The organism is Limibacterium fermenti (assembly GCF_041902845.1).
GTDB lineage: Bacteria > Bacteroidota > Bacteroidia > Bacteroidales > Dysgonomonadaceae > Limibacterium > Limibacterium fermenti.
The window spans coordinates 1-13,234 of sequence record NZ_CP159486.1 but is presented as its reverse complement, the minus strand read 5'-3'; the positions used below and the strand labels follow the sequence as shown (position 1 = coordinate 13,234).

11 protein-coding genes are annotated in these 13,234 nt (G+C 48.9%); 6 read left to right on the top strand and 5 right to left on the bottom strand.

Features of this window, described 5'->3' with window-relative positions:
• Positions 1-15: 15 nt before the first annotated feature.
• The 3 genes from ABNK31_RS00055 to ABNK31_RS00045 are packed head-to-tail and all read left to right on the top strand — an operon-like array spanning position 16 to position 1,467.
• A complete protein-coding gene (locus ABNK31_RS00055) occupies positions 16-588 on the top strand; it encodes a GYF domain-containing protein (protein ID WP_321579386.1) in 573 nt (190 codons plus the stop codon).
• Between the two features lie 19 nt (positions 589-607).
• Entirely contained in the window at positions 608-1,072 is a 465-nt protein-coding gene (locus ABNK31_RS00050) for a CD225/dispanin family protein (protein WP_418893747.1), read from the top strand.
• Positions 1,073-1,080: 8 nt separating this feature from the next.
• On the top strand, positions 1,081-1,467 hold the full coding sequence (locus tag ABNK31_RS00045; RefSeq protein ID WP_418893746.1) for a DUF2752 domain-containing protein: 387 nt from the start codon (positions 1,081-1,083) through the stop codon (positions 1,465-1,467).
• Positions 1,468-1,608: 141 nt separating this feature from the next.
• On the opposite strand, the gene uvrA is transcribed toward ABNK31_RS00045, so the two are convergent.
• Positions 1,609-4,407 (bottom strand): excinuclease ABC subunit UvrA, encoded by a 2,799-nt coding sequence (gene uvrA, locus ABNK31_RS00040; RefSeq protein ID WP_418893745.1) that lies wholly within the window; start codon positions 4,405-4,407, stop codon positions 1,609-1,611.
• A 210-nt stretch (positions 4,408-4,617) separates the two neighbouring features.
• Here uvrA and ABNK31_RS00035 point away from each other — a divergent pair, with 210 nt between their 5' ends.
• The 3 genes from ABNK31_RS00035 to ABNK31_RS00025 all read left to right on the top strand — a co-directional run bounded on the left by ABNK31_RS00035 (position 4,618) and on the right by ABNK31_RS00025 (position 8,121).
• The gene (locus ABNK31_RS00035; protein WP_418893744.1) at positions 4,618-4,989 is read left to right on the top strand and encodes a hypothetical protein; all 372 of its coding nucleotides are present in this window, start codon (positions 4,618-4,620) and stop codon (positions 4,987-4,989) included.
• A 185-nt stretch (positions 4,990-5,174) separates the two neighbouring features.
• Positions 5,175-6,707, top strand: coding sequence for a glycoside hydrolase family 10 protein (locus ABNK31_RS00030; RefSeq protein ID WP_418893743.1), 1,533 nt, complete (start codon positions 5,175-5,177; stop codon positions 6,705-6,707).
• A 115-nt stretch (positions 6,708-6,822) separates the two neighbouring features.
• Positions 6,823-8,121 carry a THUMP domain-containing class I SAM-dependent RNA methyltransferase gene (locus ABNK31_RS00025; RefSeq protein WP_418895443.1) on the top strand — a complete coding sequence of 433 codons (1,299 nt, stop codon included), beginning with the start codon at positions 6,823-6,825 and terminating at the stop codon, positions 8,119-8,121.
• A 125-nt stretch (positions 8,122-8,246) separates the two neighbouring features.
• Here the strand turns inward: ABNK31_RS00025 and ABNK31_RS00020 are convergent, their stop codons facing one another.
• The 4 genes from ABNK31_RS00020 to dnaA all read right to left on the bottom strand — a co-directional run bounded on the left by ABNK31_RS00020 (position 8,247) and on the right by dnaA (position 13,134).
• Positions 8,247-8,792 (bottom strand): outer membrane beta-barrel protein, encoded by a 546-nt coding sequence (locus tag ABNK31_RS00020; protein ID WP_321578988.1) that lies wholly within the window; start codon positions 8,790-8,792, stop codon positions 8,247-8,249.
• 91 nt (positions 8,793-8,883) lie between these two features.
• Positions 8,884-9,531 (bottom strand): ribonuclease HII, encoded by a 648-nt coding sequence (locus ABNK31_RS00015; protein ID WP_418893742.1) that lies wholly within the window; start codon positions 9,529-9,531, stop codon positions 8,884-8,886.
• On the bottom strand, positions 9,528-11,609 hold the full coding sequence (locus tag ABNK31_RS00010) for an endonuclease (protein WP_418893741.1): 2,082 nt from the start codon (positions 11,607-11,609) through the stop codon (positions 9,528-9,530). The genes ABNK31_RS00015 and ABNK31_RS00010 overlap by 4 nt, the downstream gene beginning before the upstream one ends.
• A gap of 124 nt (positions 11,610-11,733) precedes the next feature.
• The gene (dnaA, locus tag ABNK31_RS00005) at positions 11,734-13,134 is read right to left on the bottom strand and encodes a chromosomal replication initiator protein DnaA (RefSeq protein ID WP_418893740.1); all 1,401 of its coding nucleotides are present in this window, start codon (positions 13,132-13,134) and stop codon (positions 11,734-11,736) included.
• Between the last annotated feature and the right edge of the window lie 100 nt (positions 13,135-13,234).

Genomic DNA, 13,234 nt, shown 5'->3' with positions numbered 1-13,234 from the left:
ATTAAAACAGTCACTATGAACCGATATTTTTACATCGATCACGAAGGGAAACAGAAAGGTACTTTCTCGCCCGAAGAACTGCGTCTCGAAAACGTACGCAAAGATACTTTAGTCTGGACGCAGGGAATGGAACAATGGGAACGTGCCGAGGCGGTTGCCGAGTTGCGGTTCCTCTTTACCGAAGCGCGCCCTGTCGAAACGCCCGTTTCGGCGCCGCAAACCGCCTATCCGCAAGCATCGGCACCGCAGTATGCCCCCGGATCGGCCGCCCAAATGCAGCCGATGCCCAAGACATGGCTCATCGAATCGATTCTGGTGACGATTCTGCCTTTTATCCTTTGCAGCAACATTATCAGCTTGCTCGGGATTATCGCCATCGTCTATGCCGCGCAAGTCGAATCGTTTTACAACCGCGGCGATTATGCGGCCGCGCTGAACTCTTCGCAATCGGCTGCCAAATGGACCAAAATCACCTTCTGGATTGCCATTGCATGGATCATACTCCTCATCATCGCCATCATCCTTATTATTGTATTCTTCGGTTCGTTGACCGCTTTGCCCGGATTGAGCGACGCTTTGTCGGCATAACCTAAAACAGTCCTATAAAATGATAGAAGAAGATAACGACTACCGCCAAGAGAGCGATCACACGCCCGGAGATGCGTGGAACGATCAGGAAAACCGGGAAACAAACGGGCCCGCGACGCCTCCGCCGCCCCCGCCCGTGAATCCGGCCTACGAACAGACCGGCTTTTATTCACAAGGCGAGGAAGATATTCCGCCTATGAGGCCCAACTCGTGGCTGTGGCAGTCGATTGTGGTAACCATCCTCTGCTCGCGGCTGTTCGGCATCATCGGCATTGTCAACGCAGTACAGGTGAACTCGTTTTACGATCAGGGAAAGTACGCGGATGCCCAACGCATGGCGAAAAGGGCTAAAACATGGGCTATCGTCGGGATTGTATGTGGGATTGTCATCTTTATCGCGGCGATGACTGCTTTTATGATGGGCGATTACAGCGCCACGTTCGAGAGCATCATGCAAGATAATTCGAGCATTTACAACTACTAACCGCTTCCTTGTCGACCATCGGTAAAAAGATCGTGTTAATTGCTGCGGCCTGCCTGTTTTTACTGGCCGCAGCGGTTATTTTTTACCGCTTCGATCCGGCCGAGACGGCGTTGTTTCCCAAATGTTTCTTTCTGTCGGCAACCGGCTATGAGTGCCCCGGTTGCGGTTCGCAGCGGGCCGTTCACGACCTGCTTCACCTGCGCATCCGATCGGCTTTCCGCCACAACGCATTTATGTTGCTGGCGCTGCCGTATATTTTCCTGGGCATTTATCTGGAATACCTGGGGGGGAAGCGGCGTTTTCCCCGCATAGCCCGCACGCTCTATGGCGCCACGGCCGCAATCGTCGTGTTAGTGGTCATCGTGGCCTTCTGGATTCTGCGAAACATCCTCTGACGCTCCGCTTAGTCTTCGGTCGCCAGTCTTCGGTCTCCAGTCTTCAGTCGCCGGTCTGCCGGTCGCCGGTCTTTAGACCTTTGACTTTATTCGCTCATTTGCACATTCGCTCATTCGCTAATCTGCTAATCTGCTAATTAGCTAATTAGCTAATTTTTCCTTCAGAAACCGTCCGGTATACGATGCCTCGCAAGCGGCGATTTCTTCCGGCGTCCCCGTAGCCACCACATATCCGCCCTCTTTTCCTCCTTCGGGACCTATATCGATTACATAATCGGCCGTTTTAATCACCTCCATATTGTGCTCGATAATCAGCACGGTATGCCCCCGGTCGATGAGCGCGTTAAACGCCTTCAGCAGCGTCTTGATATCGTGGAAGTGAAGCCCCGTGGTGGGTTCGTCGAAGATAAACAACGTGGGGTCGGCTTTTTCTTCCCCGAGGTAATACGCCAGCTTCACCCGCTGGTTTTCTCCTCCCGACAAGGTGGAAGACGACTGTCCGAGCTTGATGTATCCGAGTCCCACATCTTGCAGCGGTTGCATCTTTTTGGCGATCTTCTTCTCCGTAGCGCCTTTTTGTGCGCCAAAGAATTCGATGGCTTGGTCGACCGTCATCTCCAGAATATCGTAAATGTTCAGTCCCTGGTATTCCACTTCGAGCACTTCGGGAGAAAAACGTTTGCCGTGGCACGATTCACACACCAGCTTGATGTCGGCCATAAACTGCATTTCCACCGTGATGGTTCCCTCGCCCTTGCACTCTTCACACCGTCCGCCTTCGACATTAAACGAAAAATAGGCCGGCTTGAAACCCATCTGCTTGGCAAGCGGCTGGGCGGCATACAGCTTCCGGATTTCGTCATACACCTTTAAATACGTAACCGGATTGGAGCGCGACGATTTACCGATGGGATTCTGATCGACATACTCCACGTTTTTCACCAGTTTCAGGTCGCCCGCCAACCCGTTGAACTCGGCTTGCTGCAACGAAGATCCCTGATAATGATGCAACAGCCCATTATAAAACACATCGTTCACCAGCGACGATTTGCCCGAGCCGCTCACTCCGGTGACGACCGTCATGACATTGAGCGGGAACTTGACGTTGATATTTTTCAGATTGTTTTGCCGCGCGCCTTTCACCTCTATATAATTGTTCCACTTGCGGCGTACGGCAGGCACCTCGATGCGCTCCTCGCCGGTAAGATACTTCACCGTATAACTGTCGGTATTAGTCATCAGATGCGCCACTTCGCCCTGATAAAGCACTTCTCCGCCGAGCCGCCCCGCCTTGGGGCCGATGTCGATAATATAATCGGCCGCTCGGATGATGTCTTCATCGTGTTCCACCACCACTACCGTATTGCCGAGCTTTTGCAGGTCGCGCAGCACCTTGATGAGCAAATGCGTATCGCGCGAATGCAACCCGATGCTCGGCTCGTCGAGGATATACAGCGAACCGACAAGGCTGCTGCCCAGCGACGAGGCCAGGTTGATGCGTTGGCTTTCGCCCCCCGACAGCGTATTCGACAACCGGTTGAGCGTAAGATATCCCAATCCTACATCGAGCAAAAACTGAAGGCGGTTATGGATCTCGATGAGCAGGCGTTTGGCGATGCCGGCGTCAGTCTCGTCGAGTTGCAGCTCATCAAAAAACGTTTTCAACTCCGACACCGGCAGCATTACCAAATCTCCTATCGACCGGCCGCCTACTTTCACATAAAACGCTTCGGGTTTCAGCCGCGCGCCCTTGCATGCCGGACAAACCGTCTTTCCACGGTACCGGGCCAGCATGACACGGTACTGGATCTTATAAAGATTCTGCTCCAGCATTTGGAAAAAATCGTTAATGCCGTAAATGCCCAGATCGGGGCGCCCGTTCCAAAGGATATCGCGTTCGGTATCGTTCAGGTCGTAATAAGCCCGGTGAATGGGGAAGTCGGCTTTGTAGGCGTTGGCCACAAACTCGCGCCGCCACTCGCTCATCTTCTCTCCCTTCCAACATTGCACGCACTCTTCCTGCACCGACAGGCTCTTGTCGGGGATAACCAGGTTTTCATCGATGCCGATGACTTTTCCGAAACCTTCGCACACGGGGCACGCGCCCACGGGACTATTGAAACTGAACATCAAAGGCGTCGGCTCTTCAAACGTAATGCCGTCGGCTTCAAAGCGGTTGGAAAAGGTAAACGATTCCGTCCCGTCAGGCGTCCAGAAACGGATGACACACTCCCCGTCGCCTTCCAGAAAGGCGGTTTCCACCGAATCGGAAAGGCGGTTGACCGTCGACTTATCCGAAGAGCACGACAAACGGTCGATGACGATAAGCACTTCCTCCTCCGACGGGATGTTCTTCTGCTGCAACAGCTCATCGATACGGTAAAACTGCCCGTCGACATCGACCCGCGTGAAACCTTCTTTCTGCAAAATCTCCAATTGCTCCCGCAGATTCCGTCCGTTCCGCAACTGCACGGCCGACAACACGGCCAAACGCGTCCCTTCGCGGTATTGCAACATCTTCTCCACCACATCGTGCACGTAATGGCGCTTGACTTCGGCGCCCGACACGGGCGAAATGGTCCTGCCGATGCGGGCATACAGCAAGCGCAGATATTCGTATATTTCGGTGGAGGTACCGACCGTCGAACGGGGATTGCGCGTATTCACCTTTTGCTCGATGGCGATGGCCGGCGGGATGCCTTTGATGTAGTCGCACTCGGGCTTGTTCATGCGCCCGAGGAACTGTCGCGCATAGGCCGACAAGCTTTCCACATAGCGCCGCTGGCCTTCGGCATACAGCGTGTCGAAGGCGAGGGACGACTTGCCCGATCCGGAAAGTCCGGTAATCACGGTGAAGGTATTTCGGGGGATGTTTACGTCTATATTTTTGAGATTGTTGACGCGAGCACCCTTTATTTCAATGTATTTGGAATCACTCATAGTTGTTTTATAAGGTGCAAAGATACGAATATTTTTGTGTCGATGAAAGGGATGCGCATGCCCCTTTAGCAACGGAAAGAGTGACGGGCGGCAACGAATACTACTCAGCCCGCAGTTCTTCATTCTTTTGAGGAAGTTAGAAGGGGGGGTAAGGCGAATAATCATCAGATTAATGCTTATTTTTGTATTTCATTTCAACAGCATTATTGTATGAGGAAACTTTCGGCCTATTTTAAAAGTCCCGCCCCGATCGACGACAAGCCTTGGAACATCGTTATCCTGAGCACGCTCATCGTCATGGCCGTGCTCGCGGTTTTCGCCACCACCCTGTTCTTCGTCCTCCTTCCCCGTATTTTCAAATCGTTTTTAGCCGGTAACCTGATCTTATCGCTGAGGGCGGAGGACGTTTTTAAGCAGAACCGGCAAGACGCTTGGACGCAATTGGGTGACGTGAATTTTATATATAAGTCGAGATACGATGCTTCCTCCGTCACGCTTTCCGTCAAATACAAATTCGGGAAACCCGTGAAGAGTTATGCAATAAAAGAAAGCAATAAGGAAGGGCTTGACAGAATTAAGTAGCGGAAAGAGGTTACCTTACAGTCTTTCCGATTATTCGATGAAAAAGGAATTGATCGTTTCCGAAAAAACCATTCACAGATATGAGGCCCTTAGACGGGACGCAGGATAAAATTTGTTCAACAAAGATTGCGCCAAATTGGTCCGCGTACGTTATCTTTGCAACGAACTCTTCAAAACGAATACGAATGAATAGGCAGACTTATTGCCGGATAACCGGTATTTTCTTGTTAAGTATGATCCTTTTCGGCTGCGGATCGTCTAAGCAGTCGCTCACACGTGTTGCGGAAACGACGCCCAAGCACGAATTCCGCGGTGTGTGGGTGCAAACCGTGGGACAGTCGCGCTACCGCCAGATGAACAGCGCCGCCATGAAGCATTACCTCTCCGAAATGGTGCGTCAGTTCGACGAGGCGGGCATCAATGCCGTCATCTTTCAGGTGCGTCCCGAAGCGGATGCTTTTTATAAATCGGACTTGGAGCCTTGGAGCCGCTTCCTGACCGGAGAACAGGGCAAAGCGCCCGACGACCCTTCGTTCGATCCGTTGGCGTTCATCATCGACGAGTGCCATAAACGAGGCATGGAACTGCATGCATGGCTCAACCCGTACCGGGTAAAAACCAACCTGTCGAACGAACTTGCTTCCAATCATATTTATGACCGTTATCCCGAACGTTTCGTTCAGTACGGCAACCAACTGTTCTTCGATCCGGGCTTACCCGAAAACCGGGGATTCATCTGCAACGTGGTGCACGACATCGTTGCTCGTTACGACGTGGACGCTATCCATATGGATGATTATTTCTATCCCTATCCTATTGCAGGCACTCCGTTTCACGACGATCGCAGTTTCAGCCGTTACGCCGCTTCGCAGGGATTCTCGTCCACCCAACGCGGCGATTGGCGACGAAATAACGTCAACTTGCTTATTCAGCAAATCAAATATACCATCGCAGCCGAAAAACCATGGGTGCGCTTCGGAGTCAGCCCTTTCGGCATTTACCGCAACAAGCGAAGCACTCCCGACGGCTCTGGCAGCGAAACCAACGGCTTACAGAATTATGACGACTTATACGCCGACATCAAGCTTTGGGTGGAAAAAGGATGGGTCGATTATAATTTGCCGCAATTGTATTGGGAAATAGGCCATAAGGCGGCAGACTACACCACCCTGCTGCATTGGTGGAATGCGAATAATTTCGAACAACCGCTTTACATCGGGCAGGACTTAAAGCGAAGCGTCGACAAGAACGAGCTGGATGTAAAAATCCGCCAGTCGCGCGAAATGTCGTTCGTGCAGGGCAATTGTTACTGGTACGGCTATCTGATGCTCGACAACTACCGCGAAGTGTATGACCATTTGCGTTCGCAAACGCATCGCGCCAAGTCGCTCATTCCGGCTTATACCCACATGCATAAAGGCCGTCCGGCAAAGGTGAAAAAGCTTGCCGACGTGTTTACGGAAGATATGCACTTCCTCACTTGGGAACATCCTAACCAGCCGCGCAATCCCGAAACGGCCCAACGTTTTGTGGTATATCGGTTTCGGAAAGGCGAACGCGTGGATATCTCCCGAGCCGAAAACATCGTTAAAATCACGCCCGATAATTTCTTTGTCCTTCCTTACGAAAGTGGAAAAAGCTCCTACACGTATGTTGTTACGGCATTGGATGCTTTTCACAACGAAAGCAAACCGGCGACGATCAAAGTGAAGTTATAGTCGCATAAATGAACCGACATATCGACCCAACATTCATGCATATCTTTAGAAAAAGTGTATCTTTGCGGCTTCCAACAGTAAAGCAGATAAAATGATAGCAACAGAACGATTTCCCATGATCGCCAAAACCATGGCCGAATTAGAGGATGTATTAGCGGAAGAATTGATCAACCTGGGAGCGGACGAGGTGCAAATCGGCAAACGAATGGTTTCCTTTTCGGGCGACAAAGCTCTGATGTATAAGGCTAATCTGCATTGCCGGACGGCTTTGCGCATCCTGAAACCCATTCATTCCTTCAAAGCCGATAATCCCGACGATGTATATGAGGCGATAAAGAAAATAGACTGGGAGCACTATTTATCGTTGGACAAAACTTTCGCTATCGATGCCGTTGTTTATTCGCATATTTTCAGCCATTCGAAATTCGTCGCTTATAAAGTGAAAGATGCGATTGCCGACTGGTTTATGGAACGATATCACAAACGTCCTTCCGTGAGCGTAACCAACCCCGATATAGCGCTCAATATCCATATCGCTCACAACCAATGCACGCTTTCGCTCGACAGTTCGGGTGAGTCGCTCCATAAACGCGGTTACCGCATCGGTCAGGGCGAGGCGCCGCTAAGCGAAGTGCTTGCCGCCGGCATGATTCTGAAGTCTGGTTGGAAAGGGGACAGCACGTTTATCGATCCGATGTGCGGCTCGGGCACCCTATTAATCGAAGCCGCAATGATTGCGCTGAATATTCCTCCCGGCATTCACCGCCCTCAATTTGCATTTGAGAAATGGAACGATTTCGACAAAGAGCTTTTCAGCGACATATATAACGACGATTCCGGTTCGCGCGATTTCCACTTTCGCATCATCGGATCCGATATTTCTTCCCAAATGATCGCTATTGCCGGCAAAAACATTGCGAACGCCGGACTTAAAAAATATATCGATCTCGAAACAAAACCCTTTCAAAACTATACCGAGGCACCGAAACCCGCCGGCGTGCTGATGACCAACCCGCCTTACGGCGAACGCATGAAACCGGATGATTTGGAAGGACTTTATTCGATGATCGGCGAACGGCTCAAACATGCCTTCACCGGTTATTCGGCTTACATACTGAGCTACCGCAAAGAGTGTTTCGATCATATCGGGCTGAAGCCATCCAAGCGCTATTTTCTTTTCAACGGGGCATTGGAATGCGAAATGCGCCACTATGAACTATTTGCGGGTAAACGCTACGACCGTTCAAGAAGTGAAGATAAAGCGAAGCCCAGGCCCTATAAGCCTTCTACGCAAAGCGCATCCAATGAAGAAAAGCCCAAGAAGAAAATCAATGCGCGGTATCCCGAAAAGAGAGTGCCGAAACTACGGATAAACCATCGACCTTCAGGTGCTGCTCCGGCTGAAGAGTCATAAAAAAAGAAGATGTGTTGTTTGCAACGTCATCTTCTTTCACTTTCGCCTATATTTTTTAATCAAATTGTTCCGTTAAGAACCGTTTTATTTCCCCCGCTGTTTCGAGCAGGAAATAAAATCATATATTATCGGGCACTTTTATAAGTAGAAGTCGGGAAATAAATCTGGAAACCGACGTTCAGAACAAGTCCATTCGTGCTCCCTTTTCCTAATGTCGTATTATATAACAACAAAGCTTCAACCGCTACATTATCGCTAAGAAAATAAGCATATCCCGGTCCGAAATTTACATTAAAACCGACTTCATTTCCTGTATGACCGGCAAGACCGGCACCTGCTTCCAAGAACCAACGTCCTTGTTTGAGGAGTGTTTCGAATTCATTTTCTCCAAAATAATAGCGTCCGAAAGCATTCAAGCCATAGTTAAAAGTATCATTATTCTCTTGACTGGTATACCCTAAATCGACTTTTCCTCCAAGAGCGATGTTATCTTGAATAAAGTATCCGATACGCGGGGTAATGCCAATGTTAAATTTACTTCCACTACCGATTCCGAAATCGATTTGACCAATACTTCCTCCTACCAAAGTGCTCCCTTTTTGAAGTTGTGCATTCGCTATTCCTAAAGAACATGCGAAAACAATAATAGTGCTTAATAAAATTTTTTTCATTTCTATTGTGGTTTTGTTTAAATAAATCTCTTACTCTTTTATAAGGCTTTTCAGAATCCGCCTCAATTTACATTTATTAAACAACCTGTTTTTAATTTTGTTCACACGAGTTATTACAAATTGAATCCGGTGGCTCTTCCAGTAAACGAAAACTCTTGCGATGATGCACCGTTATACCGTATTGTTGAATCGCTAATCGATGGCTTCGCGTGGGGTAACCTTTATTTTTCTCCCAACCGTAAACGGGATGTTCGGCGGCAAGATTCTTCATATATTCATCGCGATACGTTTTAGCCAAAACCGATGCGGCGGCAATAGACCGATACTTACCGTCGCCTTTTACCACACACGCGTAGGGAATATCTTCAAAAGGACGAAACCGATTCCCATCGACCAGAATATGGGCCGGACGAAGCGACAATGCCGCCAAGGCTTTGTGCATGGCCCGTACCGAAGCCCAAAGGATGTTGAGCCGGTCGATCTCTTCGGGCGAACACGTGGCCACGGCAAATGCCAAAGCCTCCTGTTCAATCATCAAACGTAAAGAGTTCCTTTCTTTTTCCGTTAGTTGTTTCGAGTCATTTAAAGTCTCGCAATGAAAATCTTCCGGTAATAGTACGGCCGCAGCAAAAACCGGTCCCGCCAGACAACCTCGTCCGGCTTCATCGCAGCCGGCTTCCAGACAGCCGGCCCGCATGCAGGAAGCCAGATGAGGAAGTGATTTAGCTACCCGGCTCATAAGGCAATAACCAATCGGTTATCGGCCGGAGGAAAATCCATCTGGAACGATTCGATACCGGCGTTTTCCCCGCCTAAAATATGCTGCAACGTTTCCACCGCTTTCGTCATTTCCGCATCCGTTTTCTCATCGCCGGCGGCATGTAAAACGGCCATTTTCACAAGCAACTCCGTCAATGCGTCCAGAGTCTCTTGAGGAAGCGGGAAGCCGATTTGCTTCAATCGGTTTGCCGCCACGCGACGCGATAGTTTTTCGAACTTCGACTTATATTCTTTTTGAAGGAAAGGCTTGCCCGGAATCGAATCGACAAAGCGCGTATCGATCGATAACCGGTCCTGATGAAGCTCCACAAAACGATAGGCAAACGGATACTGCGAAAGGCTTGCCGTTTCCACATCGTACAGCGTATTTCCAGAGGAAGACGTAAACGAACTGACATCATTCGAGTGAAAATGACCGGTAAAAACGACTTTCAATCCGCGATCGGCTAACTGCTGCGCCGCATCTTGCCATCCGTCCACCAAATAATCTCCGAAAAACACTGCTTGATAAGGCATATGTTCCACCAATCCGTGGTGCATCATCCCCAATACGGTAATGCCTTTTTGTTTCGCTTCGTCCAGTATACGGAAAGCCCATTGTAAGGTTTCGGGATGAATGCGCCCCGAAGTGATCGAAGAAGTGGTATGTTCCCGGTAACGGTTGGTATCGAAACATAGCAACCAGGTATGCTCATTGATTTCCGCCAAATAACTCAGCGAAGCCGGATCCCTTTTCAGCGCAGAAGCGTAACCGAAAGAGGCATATAGTTGGGCGAATTCATCCGGAGTAATGCTTTCGGTAACGGTTGCCGTATTCCCGATATAGGCTTTTGCATCGGGAACGGCGATATCATGATTCCCCGGGATGACAAAGACACGCATGCCTTTTTTCTGAAGAGGGCGGATCTTGCCGATAAAATCCAAATGACTGCGACGCTCGCCGTGGTTGGTGATATCTCCGCAAATAAGCAATATATCCGTTTGCTCCCGCTCGATATCCGTCAACACGTCATCGAAGACGGCATGCAAATCGGCAACATTCCGGCCCGTGGCATTTTGATAGGCCTCGAGTGCAGGACCTCCGATAGACAACGCGGAGGAGAGATAATGGGTATCGGTAATGACCGCCATCTTGAGCGGCGGAGAGGGGCGCCGGACACTATCGTCGCCTTGGCGGGTATTCGCATTTTTGGCTTTGGAAAAGGAAAACGATTGTTCTTTCCGCTTGCCCCATACATATTCGGCCAATTCGGGATAATCGATATACGGATTACGGTTCTGCTGAATTGCGTAAACGGCTTCATTTCGGCGGATTTCTTTTTCACTCACCGGATCTTCCCGATGCCATTTGAGAAGCAGCTCCAACGACCACTGACTGAAACCCGGGTAACGGTTACCCCCGATTTGATCGGATTTCCAATTGGACAGTTTATCTTCATAAGCGGTCGCCATATAAAAATACGTACGGGCCAGATCGCCTTTATACTCATCAATGGGTTCGAATACTCTTTTCGTATAACCGCCGAAGGTATTCTGCCCGACCTTCGAACCGTTGGCCGATACCCACGAAGTGATACCCACCTCACCATACGGCAAGTTGCCCCTCCGGCCGTTGACATAACCGTCCGTAGGATACACGTGAAACAAATCGGAAAACATGGGAGGCGCTTCTTTAAACCAACTCTTAGGGACACTGTGTTCGCGATTATAACAGTCACCTTCGCGGTGATATCGGCCGCAACGGTTCGTATCGAAATCAAAAGAATAAGGCGCTTTTCCGCCTTCCTGCGTCGAATAGATATCCCACACCCTGCCGTCCGGGCGCATATCCGTCCTTTTAAAAGCGCCCCATAAGGCGGAATAAGAAATAACCCGGGGATTTTTTATACTATGAAATAAGGCCGTTTTCAGTATATGCCCTTTCTTTCCCTCGGCCATCTTGTAATAGCCGCCGGGTACCTGTGCATATGCCTGCAACAGGGACATTCCCCACACGAACAAAATGAGGATTGCAATCTTATGGTTTAAACGATTCATTTGCGATGATTTCGAAGGAGATTTTATGTTCCGCACCGGTGATTCTCTCGCTGATGGCGCAAAGAATGGGAGATATCAAGTACGTTTGCGTGACGAGTAAAAGCCGGAATCGGCAATCGAAGCGTCAGGATTGTAAAAGGCGTTCAATCTCTTCGATATCCGAACGGAATCCCCGGTCGACTTCCGCCAGATCTTTCACGGTACTGCATGCATGCAATACGGTAGCATGATTACGGTTGCCGACATGCACGCCAATCTGGGAAAGCGACAATTCGGTGTGTTTTTTAATAAAAAACATCGTGACCTGACGCGCCTGTACGATTTCGCGTTTACGTGATTTTGACTGAATCAGATCTTTCTTTACATTGAAGAAATCCGACACGGTGTCTTGTATCTTCTCTACAGTGATGCGTTTTTTCTCGAATTTAATACTTTGTTCCAATACGCGACGCGCGAGACTCATATCGATATCGCGATTATTAATAATGGAATGCGCCATGAGAGAAACGACAATACCTTCGAGATCGCGTACATTCTCCGTCACGTTTTCGGCGATATACTCTATCACGTTATCGGGAATAGATAGCCCGTCAGCTAATATTTTTTGTTGCAGGATTTTCTTTCGAAGTTCCTTGTCCGGACGGTCGAGTTGCGTCGTTAATCCCCAACGGAAACGGGTCAATAACCGTTCTTCCATTCCCTGCATATCCATCGGAGCGCAATCGGACGTCATCACCAATTGCTTATTATTTTGATGCAAATGATTAAAGATATGGAAGAAAGTATTTTGCGTTTTGCCTAATCCCGACAATTCCTGTATATCATCGATAATGAGGACATCAATGCTTTGGTAAAAATTAATGAAATCATTAATCGTATTAAAGCGGCGGGCATCGGTGAACTGCACTTTAAAAAGATGAGCCGAAATATATAATAATTTCTTATCGGGATAGAGTTGTTTTATCTTCGAACCGATAGCATGGCAAAGGTGCGTTTTACCCACGCCCGAATGCCCGTGTACAAAAAGAGGATTGAAAGCCGTCTTGGCAGGATTTGCAGCGACCGCTTCAGCGGCCGTACGCGCCAACCGGTTGCTCTCACCTTCAAAGAAGTTCGCAAAAGTATACTTGTTATTAATCTGCGAATCGAACTCGGCCGTTTCAACCCGGTCGAAAGGACTGGGAACCTTTGCCGAAATTTTCTTCGGCAACGCATTGTTACCTGCAACATATTTCGATTCGCCACGCAATTCCACCGCGGTATTGCTCTGGGTTTCCACAAGGATCCGATAGTTGAGAATGGTTCCTTCCCCTATTTCACGATAAAGCGTTTGTTGAATAAGATCGAGATATTTATCTTCAAGATATTCATAAAAAAACTGACTGGGAACTTGCACGGTGAGCACATTCTCCTCGTACTTGAGCGGGAGGATAGGTGCAAACCACGTATTGAATGCCGGCTCGGAGATATTGTCCCGAATCACATTCAAACAGTTGTTCCATAAATTTCGGCAATCAGTTTCCATTACTTCTTATCAATTCTTTTAATTCAATTATATTCTTTCTTACTTTCCTTTAGAAGTGCAAAGTTTGGAAAAAAAAACGAGAAAAAAAAATAATACTTTT